This window comes from Spirochaetota bacterium (assembly GCA_038043445.1).
In the GTDB taxonomy this organism is placed as follows: Bacteria; Spirochaetota; Brachyspiria; order Brachyspirales; family JACRPF01; genus JBBTBY01.
The window spans coordinates 65,068-82,712 of the sequence record JBBTBY010000047.1 but is presented as its reverse complement, the minus strand read 5'-3'; the positions used below and the strand labels follow the sequence as shown (position 1 = coordinate 82,712).

Annotated in this window: 13 protein-coding genes and 1 tRNA gene; 9 read left to right on the top strand and 5 right to left on the bottom strand. The window is 57.0% G+C overall.

Annotated features, from left to right (window positions below; translation table 11 throughout):
- Positions 1-152 precede the first annotated feature (152 nt).
- The 3 genes from AABZ39_07460 to AABZ39_07450 all read left to right on the top strand — a co-directional run bounded on the left by AABZ39_07460 (position 153) and on the right by AABZ39_07450 (position 7,659).
- The gene (locus tag AABZ39_07460) at positions 153-1,631 is read left to right on the top strand and encodes a DUF4070 domain-containing protein (protein ID MEK6794596.1); all 1,479 of its coding nucleotides are present in this window, start codon (positions 153-155) and stop codon (positions 1,629-1,631) included.
- 222 nt (positions 1,632-1,853) lie between these two features.
- The gene (locus AABZ39_07455) at positions 1,854-5,030 is read left to right on the top strand and encodes a glycoside hydrolase family 2 TIM barrel-domain containing protein (protein ID MEK6794595.1); all 3,177 of its coding nucleotides are present in this window, start codon (positions 1,854-1,856) and stop codon (positions 5,028-5,030) included.
- Positions 5,031-5,259: 229 nt separating this feature from the next.
- A complete protein-coding gene (locus AABZ39_07450; protein ID MEK6794594.1) occupies positions 5,260-7,659 on the top strand; it encodes a hypothetical protein in 2,400 nt (799 codons plus the stop codon).
- Positions 7,660-7,663: 4 nt separating this feature from the next.
- Here AABZ39_07450 and waaF read toward each other — a convergent pair whose 3' ends face one another.
- Both waaF and AABZ39_07440 read right to left on the bottom strand, forming a co-directional pair.
- Positions 7,664-8,749: a lipopolysaccharide heptosyltransferase II gene (waaF, locus tag AABZ39_07445; protein ID MEK6794593.1), complete on the bottom strand. Its 1,086-nt coding sequence runs from the start codon at positions 8,747-8,749 to the stop codon at positions 7,664-7,666.
- A gap of 3 nt (positions 8,750-8,752) precedes the next feature.
- Positions 8,753-9,703, bottom strand: coding sequence for a C-terminal binding protein (locus tag AABZ39_07440; GenBank protein MEK6794592.1), 951 nt, complete (start codon positions 9,701-9,703; stop codon positions 8,753-8,755).
- A 179-nt stretch (positions 9,704-9,882) separates the two neighbouring features.
- Between AABZ39_07440 and AABZ39_07435 the strand changes: the two genes are divergently transcribed.
- The 6 genes from AABZ39_07435 (at position 9,883) to AABZ39_07410 (ending at position 14,769) form a co-directional block, all read left to right on the top strand.
- Positions 9,883-11,157, top strand: coding sequence for a TolC family protein (locus AABZ39_07435; protein ID MEK6794591.1), 1,275 nt, complete (start codon positions 9,883-9,885; stop codon positions 11,155-11,157).
- Between the two features lie 75 nt (positions 11,158-11,232).
- Entirely contained in the window at positions 11,233-12,267 is a 1,035-nt protein-coding gene (locus AABZ39_07430; protein MEK6794590.1) for a hypothetical protein, read from the top strand.
- A gap of 11 nt (positions 12,268-12,278) precedes the next feature.
- The gene (locus AABZ39_07425; protein ID MEK6794589.1) at positions 12,279-12,620 is read left to right on the top strand and encodes a histidine triad nucleotide-binding protein; all 342 of its coding nucleotides are present in this window, start codon (positions 12,279-12,281) and stop codon (positions 12,618-12,620) included.
- Between the two features lie 12 nt (positions 12,621-12,632).
- The gene (locus AABZ39_07420) at positions 12,633-13,409 is read left to right on the top strand and encodes a TatD family hydrolase (protein MEK6794588.1); all 777 of its coding nucleotides are present in this window, start codon (positions 12,633-12,635) and stop codon (positions 13,407-13,409) included.
- A gap of 261 nt (positions 13,410-13,670) precedes the next feature.
- Positions 13,671-13,958 (top strand): hypothetical protein, encoded by a 288-nt coding sequence (locus AABZ39_07415; protein MEK6794587.1) that lies wholly within the window; start codon positions 13,671-13,673, stop codon positions 13,956-13,958.
- A 1-nt stretch (position 13,959) separates the two neighbouring features.
- Positions 13,960-14,769, top strand: a complete 810-nt coding sequence (locus AABZ39_07410) for a prolyl oligopeptidase family serine peptidase (GenBank protein ID MEK6794586.1) — start codon at positions 13,960-13,962, stop codon at positions 14,767-14,769.
- A gap of 2 nt (positions 14,770-14,771) precedes the next feature.
- On the opposite strand, the gene floA is transcribed toward AABZ39_07410, so the two are convergent.
- From floA to AABZ39_07395, 3 genes are all read right to left on the bottom strand, one after another.
- On the bottom strand, positions 14,772-15,776 hold the full coding sequence (gene floA / locus AABZ39_07405) for a flotillin-like protein FloA (protein ID MEK6794585.1): 1,005 nt from the start codon (positions 15,774-15,776) through the stop codon (positions 14,772-14,774).
- A 29-nt stretch (positions 15,777-15,805) separates the two neighbouring features.
- Positions 15,806-15,877 (bottom strand) — tRNA-Val (locus AABZ39_07400).
- A gap of 90 nt (positions 15,878-15,967) precedes the next feature.
- On the bottom strand, positions 15,968-17,473 hold the full coding sequence (locus tag AABZ39_07395) for a sulfatase (GenBank protein MEK6794584.1): 1,506 nt from the start codon (positions 17,471-17,473) through the stop codon (positions 15,968-15,970).
- Positions 17,474-17,645 lie beyond the last annotated feature (172 nt).

Below are 17,645 nucleotides of genomic sequence, written 5' to 3'. Positions count from 1 at the left end.
TATATCACGCTCATATCGTTATGCAAATGAGCGTATCCGGAGCATGTGCACGTGCCGCCGTCCTTGACTTCACCAGAGCGTTTATTAAGTTCATATGATATACAGAAGCCCCGCGATCGTGCATCCGGATCGAACCGGCACAGGAGTCAGCAATGAATGTTCTGTTAGTCTACCCGAAGTATCCAAACACGTTCTGGAGTTTTTCCGAAGCATTGAAGTATATCTCGAAAAAAGCGGCATTTCCGCCGCTCGGTCTTCTTACGGTCGCCGCCATGCTGCCGGATACCTGGGATAAGAAGCTCGTTGATATGAATACGCGGAAATTGAAGCCCGAGGACATTGCGTGGGCGGATATGGTCCTTATCAGCGCTATGATCGTCCAGAAGGATTCGGCGAAAGAGGTCATCGCGTTATGCAATGCTGCGAAAAAGACCGTTGTCGCGGGCGGGCCGCTCTTTACCACGCAGCATGAGGAATACAGCGGCGTCGATCATTTCGTTCTCAATGAAGCCGAGATAACGCTCCCGCTGTTCCTGAACGATCTTAAGCGCGGCACGGCGAAGAAGCGGTACACCTCCGAGCTGCGCCCCGATATCGATACGACGCCCATCCCGCTCTGGTCGCTCATCAAGCTCCGCGACTATTCATCCATGGCGGTGCAGTTCTCGCGCGGCTGCCCGTTCAACTGCGAGTTCTGCGATATCATCATCATGAACGGCAGGACACCGCGGACGAAAGCGACAGCGCGGTTCATCAATGAGATCGATTCTCTCTATACTAACGGCTACCGCGGCGGTGTGTTCATCGTCGATGATAATTTCATCGGCAACAAGCGTTCGGTGAAAGCCATGCTCATCGAGCTCATCGCATGGCAGGAGAAGCACGGTTTCCCGTTCCATTTCCTCACCGAGGCGAGCACGAACCTCGCCGATGATGACGAGCTCATGAAGCTCCTCCGCGCGGCCAATTTCAACAAGGTGTTCCTCGGCATCGAAACGCCGTCGATAGAGGCGCTTGAGGCGTGCGGCAAGCATCAGAACGCATCGCGCGATCTCGTTGAATCGGTGCGCATACTCCACAGGAACGGTATTCAGGTGATGGGCGGTTTCATCGTCGGTTTCGACAGCGATCCGATAACCATCTTCAAGGCACAGATAGAGTTCATACAGAAGACCGGCGTCGTCACCGCAATGGTAGGGCTTCTCAACGCAATGCCCAAGACCAGGCTCTGGGACAGGCTGAAGGCCGAGAAGCGGCTGAAATCGGTCACTACCGGCGAGAACACGGACGGGTTCCTCAATTTCAAGTCGCGCATGCCGGAAAGCACCCTCATCAGCGGTTTTAAGGAGATCCTTGCCACGATCTATTCGCCGAAGAAATATTATGAACGGGTGCGTACGTTCCTCAAGGACTTCAAGCCGATGCACCATCCTTCGTTCTCCATCGAGCAGCTCAAGCCCTTGATCCGAAGCTTCATACGGATAGGCATCTTTTCGCGGTCGCGTTTCCGTTTCTGGGGATTATTGTCAAGGACGTTCTTCACAAAACCCGTTCTCCTGCCGCTGGCCATCGAGCTGTCGATACTCGGCACGCATTTCGAGAAGGTAGTCGAGCGTCTGGCACCGGCGTAGAGACCCTTTGCGATATCCGACAGGGCGATCCGAGACTGTTGCGAAAATACCATCCGACAATCAAAGCACCTTTATAAACAACGAACATCATCAGAATCGATGAGAGCAAGGGGCTTAAGCCCCTTGTTCTCTCTTTTCGCGACGGTCTCGATCGGAATTTGACATACTCTTCGTGTAGAGCTAGTATAAGCATCCGAATCATCACTTGATAAGGATGCCGCCATGAACGACTGGGAGAATAATGCTATTGCCGGGATTAACCGCATGGAGCCGCACACCGTGCTCATCCCGTACGACAATGAAGCCTCAGCGCTTACGCGCGTGAAAGAATCATCCCCCTACTACCTGCTCCTCTCGGGGACATGGAAGTTCAGCTACTATGCCAACCCCCTCTTCGTCGACGAGCGTTTCAGCGATGCGGCATTCGATGCGAGCGCCTGGGCGGATATGCCGGTGCCGTCGCATTGGCAGTTGAACGGGTACGGCCGCCCGCATTACACCAATGTCAATTATCCGTTCCCCGTCGATCCGCCGAACGTGCCTACGGAGAATCCTACCGGCTGCTACCGGCGGAATTTCTACGTCCCCGCATCGTGGCAGGGGCGAACGATAGAACTTACGTTCAACGGCGTGGACAGCGCGTTCTATGTCTGGGTGAACGGTGTAAAGGTCGGATTCAGCAAAGGGAGCCGGCTCGTAACGCAGTTCGACGTAACGAAGTACGTCAAGACCGGCGAGAATGTCGTTGCGGTGGAAGTGTTCCAGTGGTCGGACGGGACGTATCTCGAGGACCAGGATATGTGGTGGCTCTCGGGAATTTTTCGCGATGTATATCTCATTGCGCAGAGTACTATCGATATCCATGATGTGTTCGTGAAGACCGAACTCGATGGGAAGTATGAGAACGGCACGCTTCGCATTGAAGCGGCCGTCAAGAACGCGACGACGGCGTCCGCGAATGTCTCGCTTGCGGCGGCCTTGTTCGACGATGAGGGGAAGCGTATCGCAGAGGCGAAGGAAAGCGTATCGTCCGGAGCAGGGAAGGACTCCCCTCTCGTCCTGTCCATCCCCGTCAATGCACCGAAAAAGTGGACGGCCGAAACGCCGTATCTCTATGCACTGGTACTCACCCTCGCTGACAGCACCGGGAGAACCGTCTGTGTGAAATCCATGCGCACGGGGTTCCGCGTCGTGGAGATAAAGAACGCGAACGTGCTCGTCAACGGGCGCTCCATCATGGTGCGCGGCGTCAATCGCCACGATTCGCATCCGGACAAAGGCCGTGCCGTTAATTACGAGGACATGAAGCTCGACCTGCTTGTCATGAAGCGGCACAACATCAATGCGGTGCGCACATCGCATTATCCCAACGACCCGCAATTCTACGAACTGTGCGATGAGCTCGGCCTTTTCGTCATGTGCGAATGCGATCTTGAGACGCATGGCTTCACCTACGACGAGGGCAAGAACCCCTCGATGTGGCCGGACTGGGAGCATCTCTGTGTAGACCGCATGAAGCGCATGGTGGAGGCGTTCAAGAACCATCCGTCGATATTCTCATGGTCGCTCGGCAACGAATCGGGTTTCGGCGTCAATCATGAGGCGATGAACCGCTGGACGAAAAAGCGCGACACCACGCGGCCGATACATTATGAAGGCGCATCTCGTCCGTCGCTTATCAAGCGGGAGAAGGGCGAATCGTGGGAGCGCGAGGCGGCCTGCAGCGATATCTTCTCGGCGATGTACCCGCATCCCGATGTGTGGAAGAAATGGGCACAGACCGATGATACCGCGCGGCCGTTCATACTTTGCGAATATGCGCACGCCATGGGCAATGGTCCCGGTGTATTCAAGGAATACTGGGACCTGTATTGGTCGGAGAAGAACATGCAGGGCGGCTTTGTCTGGGAATGGTGCGATCACGGCATTACGCAGTTCACCGCGGACGGCGAGAAGTGGTACGCGTACGGCGGCGACTTCGGCGAAACGCCGCATGACAGGAATTTCGTCTGCGACGGTCTTGTGTTCCCTGACAGAACGCCCTCGCCGGGGCTCATCGAATTCAAGAAATGGATAGAACCCGTGCTCGTCGAGGCAGTGGACGCTGCGGCAGGTAAAGTTGCCATCACCAATCGCTACGATCATGTATCGCTCTCGCATCTTTCCGTGAGCTGGTCGCTCCTTGAGAACGGCATCGTCGTTGAGAGCGGCGTGCTCGCGCCGTTGTCCATAGCCTCACGCGAAAAGAAAGAGGTCGTTATACCGATGAAGAAGCCCGAGGCGAAGGGCGGCGCGGAGTATTTCCTCAATCTCCGGTTCACGCTCGGTGCCGACACGAGTTGGGCGAAGTCCGGTCATGAAGTGGCGCACTGTCAGGTTTACGTTCCGGTAACGGCATCCAGGGGCAAGATGGTCCTCGCCGCAAAATATCCGCCGGTCACCGTGAACGAGACGAGAACGCTGATAACCGCAGCAGGAGCGGAATTCTCGATAGTGTTCGACCGCGTGTTCGGGAGAATAAGCGAATGGAAATACCGCGGCAATGATGTCATCGAAACGGGGCCCGTGCTCAATGTCTGGCGGGCGTCCATCGACAATGACGCGCACTGGTCGCCGTGGGACGGTGCGCTCTTTCAGCAGTGGAAGAAAGCGCGCCTTGATGAGATGCAGCATCGCACGGTATCATGTTCGGTCAAGAAAGACGGCGAGAACGCTGTCGTTACGATACAAAGCCGCATCGCACCGCCGGTGTTCTTCACCGGCTTCGATGTGGAATACCGCTACACGATACATCCCGACGGGGCGGTAACGCTCACGACTTCCGGGAAATTCAGACTGACATCGCCGCATACCGTCGCACCGGACAGCAAGAACCCGATGGAAGTGATAACGCATCTCCCGAGGATCGGCCTCACCATGACAATGTCGAAAGAACGGTCGATGGTCGACTGGTACGGACACGGCCCCGGTGAATCCTATGTCGACTCGAAGGCGGCGAACCTTGTCGGGCGCTACCGCGCGGGCGTCGATGCGCTTTACACGCCGTATATCTACCCGCAGGAGAACGGCAATCGCGAGGATGCGCGATGGGTATCGTTCACCGACGCCTCCGGTACGGGACTGTTCGTCGCGGGAGAGCACTTCAATTTCAGTGCACATACGTTCACCATGGAAGATCTCGATAAAGCGACGCATACATACGATCTTGAAGAACGCGATTTCCTCACGGTCCATCTCGACCACAGGCAATGCGGCGTGGGGAGCGGGAGCTGCGGACCGGCGACGTTCGAACAGTATCGCGTGAAGAACGAGCCGTTCTCGTTCGCGCTGACGCTGGTGCCGTTCGCGGCAAGCGCGGAAAAACAGGATGATTTGTACAGGAAGGCACAGGGGCGTTGATGCGATCCGCAGATATACGGCGGACATGATATATCATCATACCTGCGATCGCGTTTTTGACCGAGCACGGCTTATGTCGATTCGATACGGATCACCGCTGTCGATACGAGAAGCGAGCAATGGCGAAAAGTACAAGCGCGGTTGATTCGTCCATTGTAAATAGCATCGGTTCGCAGTATATTTTCCCGAACAGCGGAATACGATCGGTCCGTGGCCGGGAGATGAAAAGATGATCTGTCGAAATGTGCCCCTTGTACTCCTCTCGGTATTCGTAAATACGATGTGTTTCGCCGCGGACACGAACATTCCCGGTGTCAACTGCGGGTCCCTGCCGGCGGACATCACTCAGTTCTTCATCGCGCCGGATACGGCTTCATCGATATATTTCACCAACAAAGAGGCGGAGAGCGCACTGTCGTGCACCGTATACGATTATTCAGGAAGCATCATCGGTACGGAAACGCTGACGCGGACGGATGACGGTCCGTATCGGCTTCTGCTGAAACTCCCGCGCGGATATTATGAGATATCTTTCACGGACGGGGAGCGTTTCGGCGTCGTATCGATCGATCCCGTATCGAATGCCGATACATTCTTCGGGATGGATACATGGATGTCATGGGCGGAGAAGCGCCCCGATGTTCGCGCACGGCTGATACGCATCATCGCCCGGTGCGGTATTTCCATCGCACGGGAAAGGGTGAACCTGGGCGATATCCGTTCCGGTCCTGACGCATGGAGCTGGAACAAGGACTACCGTTATGACGATATCCGCACAGTCTATCGTGAGAACGGTGTCGATGTCCTTGAGCTCATGCACGGATCGCCGGTGTATCTCCGCGGCAAGGAGAAATGGCCTTTCGATCAATCCGGAGCGCAGGCCATGTATCGCGGCATGATAGAGCATTTCACGGGGCGATGGAAAGCGGCGGAGGTGCAGAACGAACCCGACCTCAGGTCGCAGCCGGGCAATTTCTATCCCGTACAGGTAAAGGCGGTAAGCTACGCGTTCGCATCGATGCGGTCCGCCGTTCCCGTCGTCGCCGGAGTGACCGGCACGCTCCCGCCGAGCGATTGGTTCACCGCGTGCGGAGAGAACGGCATGCTCGATGATGCCGATGTGTTCAGTTATCACGATTATGAAAGCACGCTCGCCGCCGAGTCGCTTGTCACACGAGCGCGTGCGTGGCTGAAACGGTACGGGTGTGAGACCATGCCGCTCTGGCATACCGAGAGCGGCTGGTCATGGCCGGCAGGTACGGCGAGACCCGATCGTGTGAGCGATTCGAAAAGCGCGCTTGAGATCATCGGGAAAGCGGTGGAAGACCGGGCCTCTGGCGTTGCACGTTTTTTCCCGTTCTGCCTTCTCTACTACATCGAGGGCAAAAAGAATTTCGGGATGATGGGGCAGGAATTCACCCCGCTCCGGAGCCTTGCAGCCTACGCCTACTGCGTGAGCGCATTGTCCGGTACGAGGTATATCGGTGATCTAGCTGTTGCTGATACATCGATCAAGCGCGCGCGTGTGTTCTCCGGCATGAAGGGCGAAATGGCGACGGTCATCGTTTTCACCGGGGAGAATACCTCTTCAAGCGCAGCATTCCCCTTTCCGTCGGTACACGTTGCGGGCATAGACGGCAGGGCGCTCACCGCCGACGGGAGATCAATTCCGGTGCCGGACGGGATATGCTATGTCATCGTCAGGACCAGGGATATACGCGACTCCTTACGCACGGATACATCGGCGATGCGCTTATACGCCATGGGAGAGAGACCGATGGCACGCGAACGCCGTGCCTCTCCCGTGGTCCTTCAGCTCTCTGAGGATGCGTTCCCCGCGCAGCGCGCCGCCTCGAAATACGGGATAACACGGGAGACAGCCCGTTCGATGACGATAAAAGTTCGCATTGATAATCTTTCATCCAACACGATATCGGCACGCGCAGAGCTGGCGCTCCCCGGAGATGGAGAACGGTATCCATTGGGACCGATAACGATCCCGTCCCTCGGGGCGTCGGATCTGGTGTGGAACGCCATCGACGCTTCGCGTGCACTGGATATTTCGGAAGTACGTTTCATCAAGGTGAATGCGGCGATCGGGGGAAGCGCTGCGCCTTCGCCCCTCGCTATCCCGCTTCTCATGGAAGGAACATTGGAAGAGCATCTCGCACGCCATGGTTCGGTGCGTGAGCTGCCCGTGACGGACCTGTTGCGATGGAAAAAGAACACATCAAGCCCGGGTGAATGTTCGTTCAGCGCGGCATCGGGCCTGTTCCGTGCGGATCTCGAGTTCAAAAGCGGATGGGCGTACCCGCAGTTCTCGCTGTCCGGAGAGCGTTTTACTCCGTCCGACACGGGGTTCCTTGTTCGGGTACGGATGGCGAAGAAAGGATCGTTCATCGATCTCAATGCGAGGACAAGAACGGCGCTCTTCCGAAGGTCGGATTTCATGGCTGCCGACGGTGAGTGGCATGCGGTCTATGTCCCGTTCGCTGATCTGGCGCCGCAGGGGGCGGGGAATCAGAACGCGCAGTTCGATCCGTCGCTCGCAGAATGCATAGAGGTAGGGATGAACACTGCGACACCAAACACCATCGAGGTCAGCCACATTTATGTCATCGGTAAATGAGGCTTCACGCCCAGGAATAGATAGCGCGCAGCGCGTCGAGCACTTCTTCCACCGTGATATTATCCATACAGGCGGCGCCGCGGCATCCTCGGGTCACCGAGCAGAGTGCTCGCTTCAGCGGCGGGCACGTCTGCCGTGCCGATATGATGGTACCGCCCTCGTGGAGCGTCCCGTAGACCAATGGATCGGTCTGCCCGAAGAGGCCCACGGTATGAACGTTCATCGCGGAAGCGATATGGAGCGGCGCGCTGTCATTGCCGACGAAGGCCCAGGCGTTCCTGATGACGCCGGCGAGTACGCGGAGGCTCACCGCTGCTGTAAGATCGAGCGCTATCGATTTTTTGCAGTCGGCGGCGATTATCGTATTGAGCATGGCGTCCTCGGGCCCGCCGATGAGCACGACCGGTGCGCCGACGCTCTTCCTGAACGTCGTTATGAGTTTGATGAAATATTCTACCGGCCAGCGTTTCTGGCGGCGTGTCGCCCCCGCATGCACGACGAGGAATTTCTCTTTCGCAAGCCGTTTCTTCGATAGAACGGAAATCGCATCTTTCTCCTCGGCCTTTGTGAGCACAAGCTCCATATGGACGCCGTCGGACGGTATGGAGAGCGGTTCGAGCGCGTCGAGTATTCGGAGAATGATGTGCCGATTCTTCGATGCCTGCGCATGCGTGAGCATGAACGAACGAAGCTCTGAGCGTATGCCTGAGCGTACGGGGATCTTTGCGCGATACGGTATCCATGCGCTTTCGAACGATGTTGATGCGATGACGGCGCTCTCGTATCGGGTTTCGGCAAGGCGTGCGATCAATTGCTCCATCGCTTTTTTGTCGCCGCGCGCGGGCTTCGGGATGACGGACGCGACATGCGGATTCTCTGTGAGCATCGCCGTTCCGCGTACACCGTTCAACACATCGATAACCGCGTTCGGGCGGTGTTTGGCAAGTGCGCGTATGAGCGGTGTGGTGAACAATGTGTCGCCGATATAGTTCATGCCGACGACGAGTATGCGCGGCCTATCCGATGACGGGGCCTTTCTCTTCTCTTCCTCGATCTCTTGCTCTTCTATGCCGTCGAAAAGGTCGCCCATGGTTCAATTGACGATGGATGCCGTGCCCGTACCGGTGAGCACGGCCTTGACGTTCTCCGCCACGCGCCGCTTCAATTCGATGATGGATTCTTCGCTGTACCAAGCCTGGTGGTCGGTGAGCACGACGTTCTCAAGAGACCTGAGCTCGCTGTCCTGCGCGATCGGTTCCTGCTCGAACACATCGAGCCCCGCCATGCCGATGCGCTCGGCCTTGAGGGCACGGGTGAGCGCCGCTTCGTCCACGACCTTGCCGCGCGATGTGTTGACGAATACCGCGGTGGGTTTCATGAGGGAGAGTTCGTGTTCGCCGATCATATGAAATGTTGAATCGTTGAGCGGCACATGGCAGCTTATGAAATCGCTTTCACGAAGGAGCGTTTCGAGCGATACCTTGCGGGCATTGGAGACACGAAGCTCCTGTTCATCGGCCGTCGGCGAACAGACATTGATGGTGCCGAAACCGAAATTGCTGATGAGGCGGTGCACGTTCCTGCCGGTGCGCCCGTACCCGATGATCCCGTACGTTCGCCCGCGGAGGCGGAACACCGGATTGCCCTGGGTGATGTTCCATTCGCCTTTCCGTATGCGTCCGTCATGGACAGTGATGCGCCGCGCGGCTGCGAGCATGAGCGCAAGCGTGTGTTCGGCGCTGTCGTATTTGCAGTAGTCGGGGACATTGGTGACCGCGATGCCCTTTTTTTTCGCGGCGGCCAGGTCGACATTGTCGTAGCCCACGCCGTAACGCGAGATGACGCGGCAGCGGTCAAGATGCGTAAGGAGCGCGGTATCGATGGGTGCGAGATTGACAAGGAGCGCGTCCATATCCTTCGCCGCGTGCGCGAGGTCGTCGCCGTTCTCGTTGATGACAAGCTCAATGCCGGCGGGCGCGAGTATATCGCGTTCTATCTCGTAATGGCGGAAGCGCACATCGGTTACCAGCGCCTTGAATTTCACGGACAAGCCTCGGGCATCATATTATGTTACCTTACTATACAACGTGCACGGGAAAAAGGCAAACGCCCGTGTACGCCCGATCCCGCCGCGGGGCGTTGAATTTTGTCCTGAATGCCGTACAATCCGTTCACCCCATGCGTCTTCGTGAGCGGCGGCATGGCACGGGAGAGGAGAAGGCAATGCATCATGTTCGACGTGCACTCATCGGCGCCGTTTCGATACTGAGCGCGGCCGCGCTTTCCGCATTGTCGCTTGCCGAGATACCCGCCATCATTTCGAACAATTCGCTCGATCTGAGGAAGAAGCGCATCGCCATGCACATACAGGGCGTGGATGTGGGGAGCCAGTGGATGCGGTTCCTCCCCGATATCACGGCGAGCGGGAGCTATGACCTTGCTGCGAGCCCGGTGACGAACGCGCAGAGCGTATCGGCAGGGCTCTCATCAACGCTCAGCATCGGCAAGGACCTCTTCGTCGGCCAGGCCGTCGATCGGCTCCTCTATGAGAATGCGCGTATCGCGTATGAGCAGTTCAATGAAACAACGCTGTATGAGACCATCGCTGTCTATATCGATGTGCTCAAGGATAAATTGTCAGTAGAGATAGCGTTGTCCAACGAGCAGATCTCGCGGACGCAGTATGAATTCGTCAAGTCGAAGAAGCAGTCCGGCAATGCGAGCGAGCTCGATCTCATCAACGCGCTCGCCGAATACGACAACGATGTCTATACGACGCAGCTCGCCCGCATAACGCTCGAGTCGACCATTGCGCGCCTGAAGCAGCAGCTGCTGCTCGATGATATCGAATCGGTAGCCGATGTCGAGCTCCCGCTCCCGTTCGAACCGATAGCCCTCGGACCGGGGACGATACCCGCCAACGCGCGCGGGCTTTCAGCGATGCGTGCCGCGAGCAATGCGCTCGCCGTTCAGGAGATAACATTGACATCGTCGGTGCTCGATCGTTTCGTGCCGACGGTGACCGCCGCCGCGAGCGCCGACTGGAAGAAGCATACGTACTACGCCGGCGCGTGGACGAGGAACAGGAACATCGATGTTACGCTGTCGCTCGCCTTCTCGCTGCCGCTATGGGACCGCAATGTATATCTCAACAAAATGACGAAAAGCATGTATGCCGTTGAACAGGCGAAAGCGGATATCGAGCTTGCACGGCGCACCGCGCTCAAGGATATTACCGAGAATATCAAGCTCCACAACAACCGCATCGAGCTCATCCCGATCTCCCAGAAGCGTCTGAAGAGCGCGGAGCTCAACTATAAGATGATGTCGGAAAGCTATCGCCTCGGGGTGCGTTCGCTCATCGATTTCTATGTAGCGGAGAAGCGTTTCCGTGAGGCAAAGCGGGATTTCTCATTCCTGCAGTACGACATCCTGCTCCTTAAGGCGAAGATAGGGCTTCTGCTCGACGACACCTATCGCTATCTGCCGCGGAAGTGACGTGATATTGCATTTTTACCATCTACCGCTATACTCGGTTCATACTGAGCAGCGACGCCGATAAGGACATGTTCCATGAATCGTTTCTTCTGTACTCTCCTTTGTTTCTCGACCGCCTTCGGCGCCGGTGAGACCCGTGTTGCCGTCATCGATCTCCTTTCGGGGAACAATACGACGCCGGTGGAGGTAAAGGCCATCTCGGACGCGATACGGAGCAGGGTGGTATCGTCCCCGCTGCGTCTCATCGATCGCGCGCGTGTCGATGCGCTCATGAACAGTTCCCGTGAACGATGTGCCGAAAGCGAGTGCGCGGTACGTATCGGCAAGCTCGTGTCTGCGGATAAAGTGATATACGGCGTCGTTTCCCGTATCGGGCATATCTACACCATCGATACGGAATACGCCGATGTGCAGACGGGAACGGTCGAACGAAAGAGCAGGCAGATAGCGCCGTCATTCGACCGCATCGATGAGGCCGCCGCCGCCGCCGTCAATGAATTCGTCGGTGTAAAGGGCCGGCCCGCGGTCGAGAACCCCGTTCTCGGTGATACGAGGGTAGCGTCGACCGAGGTGCATCTCGCGCTCGCCCCCTTCGGCGGTTTCAAATATTCGGTCGCATCATTATCCGATGAATTCCGCGGAACGCTCGCGACCACCGGGCTTATGCTCAATGTCGATACCACGTTCTTCGGCATGAACGGCTTTCGGGTAATGTTCGGCTATGAGCTTTCCATCGCGCCGCGTCCGTTCGGCGGCATTGACCGGGTGTTCCTGCTCAGCATGCTCGACCTCGGCGCCTTCTTCCTCACGCGGCTTTCCCCCGAGCTGTACGCAGGCATCGGTTTCGGCTATAAATTCGAATCGGCGCTGCAGCGCAAGGTGTATCTGTCGGTTCCCGGCGTGTTCGCCGACGACGACCGCGCTCGCCGGGGTGAGATATTCTCAAGGGCGATACTCGGTTATACACTGTGGCTGTCCGACACGTTCGGCGTTGCCGCTGAAGGATATGCAGGCTATTCATTCTTCGAAGATAACGCCGGTGCGTCGCACTATATCGATGCGGGCATATCGATACGCACCGTGTTCCGCATCTACAAATCGCTGAAATAGGCGGCGTACGGATGAAGCCCCATGACGAGGACTGCATATTCTGCAGGATAGCGAGCGGCGCTATCCCTTCCAGGAAGGTCGCCGAGAACGATCATGCAATAGCGTTCCATGACATCGCGCCCAAGGCCCCAGTGCACATCCTCGTTCTTCCGAAGCGGCATGTACCGGATATACTCGGCCTTGACAGTGCGCTCATGGGCGAATGTCTCTCGATGATACAGACGATAGCACGCGATATGTCCCTCGATAAAAAAGGCTTCCGCGTCATCACCAATTGCGGTGCCGAAGCGGGACAGACGGTCATGCATGTGCATTTCCACATCATCGCGGGCAGAATGCTCGGTTTCGAGTAATGTCATTTTCTGATGAAATTCATCGACAGTCATGCGCATCTCACCTACTCAGATACTGATCGTACCGCTATTGCCGCCGCCCTTGGGCGCATACCCGTTTCGGACGAGCGCCTCATTATCGATGCCGGTGTGCGCCCGGACGATCTCGATGCGCGTATCGGACTTCTCGCGGACTTCCCGGATGTCCGCATCGCGGCGGGGCTGCATCCCCACGACGCGAAGGATTTCACCGAGGACGATGTCGCCGCATTCGAAAAGAAGATAATGTCGCTCAATACGGCGGAAAAGCGCATCTGTGCCGTCGGCGAGACAGGGCTCGACTACTACCGCAACAATTCCCCTGCGGACCGACAGCGTGCGGTGTTCTCCCGAATGCTTACCCTCGCGAAGTCCGTTTCGCTCCCGGTGCTCATACACTCGCGCGACGCCGCGGACGATACCATCGATATCGTTCGTGCATCGGGCGTAACGCGCGGCGTGTTCCACTGTTTTTCAGGCGGAAGAGAGTTCGCCCGCAAAGCGCTCGATCTCGGATATCTGATATCCTTCGCGGGAAACATCACCTACAAGAACGCTGATGCCATCCGCGAAGCGTCGGCCTTCGTCCCCGCCGATCGATTCACTATTGAGACCGATTGCCCATTTCTCGCCCCGGTGCCGATGCGCGGGACGTCCAATGAACCTTCATTCGCGGTGCACACCGCTGCATGCATAGCCGTTATTCGCGGAACAACGACGGAAGATGTCATGGATATCGCGTACAGGAACACGCTTGCATTGATCGCATGATCAGCGGCAGAATGATGGACAACGGATGAACGTTGATGACGTTGGCGTTCCGTGAGTGGCTTTCCTTTGTCGGGAAAGAGCACGGGGGTCTTGACCCCGTGGTCATCTATTGATAAATCAAACACGGGGTTAAAACCCCGTGCACTATTAACTGGCGGGATAGTGCACCCGCAAATGAAAGTCGCGCACTGGCGTTCCCATCGACTTGCGCTGAACGTTCGATATTGTATACTGCCATCACTCTAAGCAAGGAATGCAGTCATGACCATAAGCATATTTGAAGCGATAATGATAACCGCGTTCGGCATAAGCTGGCCGATATCGATAATAAAAACGATACGCTCGTCATCAGTTGCCGGGAAAAGCATATTGTTCCTCATCATCATATTCCTCGGCTATTGCGCGGGCATCGTACATAAGGTGCTCTACGCCCGCGATTTCGTGATAATCCTTTACATCATCAACGGGCTGCTCGTGCTTACCGATCTCGCCATCGTGCTCTATAAGATGGAGAACTCGCCGCTGCGGAAACTATTCCCGCGGGGCTGATATGGACCGGACGGGTCACATCACCATCGGCATCGCCGGCATCGAATGCTGTATCTTCGGGTCGCTTGCACGCGCTCGCGCGCCGCTTGTGTTCGTCGTGCACGGTGCGGGCGGGAACATCGAAAGCAATATCGATAGAGCGCGCGATCTTGCCGCTCACGGATGCACGGCGGTGACGATAGAACAGCGCAATCACGGGCGCCGTCTTGTCGACCGCCGGGCGCTGCTCCGCTGGCACGGTCGGAGCACACGCGATTTCCTCGCGATGACGAACATCATGTATGAGATAATAGTCGGGACGGCGTCGGACATCTCGCTTCTCATCGGCATGCTCCCGGCGCGGATCGGTATTGCCCCGTCGGGCATCGGCGTTACCGGGTTCTCCCTCGGCGGCCATGTAACGCTCATGGCTGCCGCCATGGATACGCGCATTGACTGTGCGGTCCCGTTCATCGGCAGCGGCGATTATCATACGCTCATGCGGTTACGGACGGCGCAGTACGGGCATGATGTAAAAGCATTCGACCGCTATTATGAAAAACGGCTTCAACCGCTCGTGAAGCGCTATGATCCCATCGAGCATGTATCGGCCTTCGTCGACAGGCCGCTCGCGATGATCAACGGCGGTGCCGACGATGTCGTGCAGCTTCCCTGTAATGAGAATTTTCATGCGCGGGTGCGCCCGCTCTATACTGACAAAGCCAAGCTCCGCCTGAGCGTTCATGAGAACGTAAAACACGAGGTTACGAAAAAAATGTGGGCCGAGGGCAGGACATTCCTGCTCAGCCGTCTGTCCGCGGAACGTGCGTAGCGCTATTTTTTCTCGGGGTCAGTGCCCTTCGCGATAGAGCTTCTCATCTCAGTATCGGCGACGACGTTCTTCATCTGGAAATAATCCATGACGCCGAGCGTACCCTTGCGGAACGCTTCCGCCATGGCGAGCGGCACCTGCGATTCGGCCTCCACGACCTTCGCATGCATCTCTTCCACGCGCGCCTTCATTTCCTGCTCGAGCGCTACCGCCATCACACGGCGTTCTTCAGCTTTCGCCTGCGCTATCTTCTTGTCCGCTTCCGCCTGATCGGTCTGGAGCATGGCGCCGATGTTCGCGCCGACATCCACATCCGCGATATCGATGGAAAGTATCTCGAAAGCGGTGCCGGAATCGAGCCCCTTCGCAAGCACGGTGCGGGATATGCGGTCGGGCATCTCAAGGACTTCCTTATGCGTTTCCGATCCGCCGATGGTGGCAACGATGCCCTCGCCCACACGCGCGATGATGGTCTGTTCGCCAGCGCCGCCGACGAGGCGGTTGATATGCGTGCGCACGGTAACGCGCGCGGTCGCTTTCACCTGAATGCCGTTCTTGGCCACACCGGCGATGGACGGGGTAGCGATGACCTTGGGCGTGACCGATGTCTTTATCGCGTCGACGAGATCGCGCCCGGCGAGGTCGATGGCCGCCGCTTTGTCGAACGTGAGCCCGAGACCGGCCTTGTCCGCTGCGATCATGCCGTTGGCGACAGCGGTCACATTCCCGCCCGCGAGATAATGCGCCTCGAGCTTATCGGTCATGATGTCAATACCGGCCTTCGAAAGTTTGATCTTGTTCTCAACGATGAGCGAGGGGGGTATCTTTCTCAACCGCATCGTGAAGAGCTGCATGATGGGGATATGCACGCCGCTGAATATCGCGTTTATCCACAGCCCGATGGGAAAGAACGAAAGGAATATCGCGATGGCGATGAAGAACAGGATGAGCAGTATCACGAGCGGAACGATGCCGATGCCGGTTATCAATGCGATGATCTGTTCCATGGAACTCTCCTTGAGGAATTGGTCTTACTTGGGCGATACAGGGATTGAACCTATGGCCTCTTGCGTGTGAAGCAAGCGCTCTCCCATTGAGCTAATCGCCCGGACAGTGAAACAGCCCGTTGACTATACCATATCACTCTGTTTTTTTCAATCGCAAGTTTTCCTGCCGAAGAGCGGAATAGTTCCGAGAGTCAGCGTGTTATCCCGAGGCGTTCACATTGCTCCCGTGCCGCATCGCCTCTCAGATCGAGCGATCGTATGAAGTCCGCAAGCGCTCTTTGCATGGCCGCCAGACGTTGCGGCTCTTTTTCAGCGAGATCCACGGTTTCGCTCATATCGGTGGTTTTGTCGGAAAGCCATGTCGGCGTATCCCATGACCGTTCGTTCAATACGGGGCGTTTGCCGTCCTTGAATTCACCGAGATCGCAATGAAGGAATTTCGCGAGCGAATACCCGTACCAGTTGAGCGGCTTGTTCCCCGCGACAGGGCTTTGATGCAGTATCCATTGCCCGTCGGTGATCGACACGCTTTTACCGAACTGCCCCATCACGGCATACGGACGTGTCTTCGCTGCCGCGTCATCGAAGAGCGGCATGAGGTTCACACCGTGTATGTGCTTCGGGATATTTTTCCCGGCGGCGGCAAGCACGGTGGGGAAGATATCGACGAGCTGTACGAGCTGGCTCTGCCGTCCGCGTGCGGTTGGATGCGCACAGATGAACGGTATATGACCCACGGCATCGAACTCATGCGTCTGCAATTTCCCCGTCCGGCCGTGATCGCCGTTGAACGTCCCGTGATCGGTGGTGAGCATGACCATCGTATTCTTCCAAAGGTCGAGCCTGTCCATGGCATTCATGAAGTGTCCGAGCCAACGGTCCACTTCGACGACCTTCGCCGCATAGCGCGCGCGTACGCTCGTGAACTGCTCCGGCGTGAGCTTTCCCTTCCAGAGATCGTACGGCCACACGCTCTGCCATCCCGGCACCGAATAACCGTTCGGGTCGAACAGCTTCACGTATTCTTCCGGGGGGTCGAGCGGCTCATGCGGATTGAAACAGTCGACGTGCAGATAGAAATCCTTATGCGAATGATTGTGTTCTATCCAGCCCGCCGCTGCCTTGAACGTTCGCGCCGTGAATGTCTCATCCGAATTCGTCTGCGTGAAATGGCGGTTGCGCCAATGGCGTTCTATTTTGTACAGGCGGTCGGCTTCGGGTATGAAAAAGTCGACGGGGTCGGTGCGGTAATTATCCGCCTCGCACCCGCGTATGAATTCAAAACCCGTATACCCCATGTGATAATTCCCGGCGCCCTGCTCCCACAGATGGAAATGATCGGTGATAAGTTCGCTGACAGTATGCCCGTGCTTTTTCATGACCTCCATCGACTGATTGGGCGGTCCGGACACAAGGCGCGGGAGATCGATGTCATCCTCCTCGAGCGGCCCCCAGCCGCGCTCAAGGAATTCATATCTGCCGGTATAGATGTCGCGACGCGCCGGCATGCATGGCGTGCTCCCGCAGAAACAATTATCGAAGGTAACGCCGCGTGCTGCGAGCGCATCCATATGAGGCGTCGGCACCGTCCATGCGGGCGCCTCGGGGCTGTACACTTCGTTGAGCGGTCTGCCGTGATGGTACGGCCCGCAATGATCGCGCCGAAGCGTGTCGCAGAGAATGACGATGATGTTCATGGGCGGGCACCTCGACGATTAAGATAATACGATACCGGCGAAATGTACAGTGCACCGATTGACCGGCATGGAGCGGATTGACCGCAGGGGGAACGTATGCGTTCAGGCGAGCGGCTTTTCTTTGCAGGTATGGCGCATGGGGTCTTGACCCCGTGTACAGCATGTGTGATAA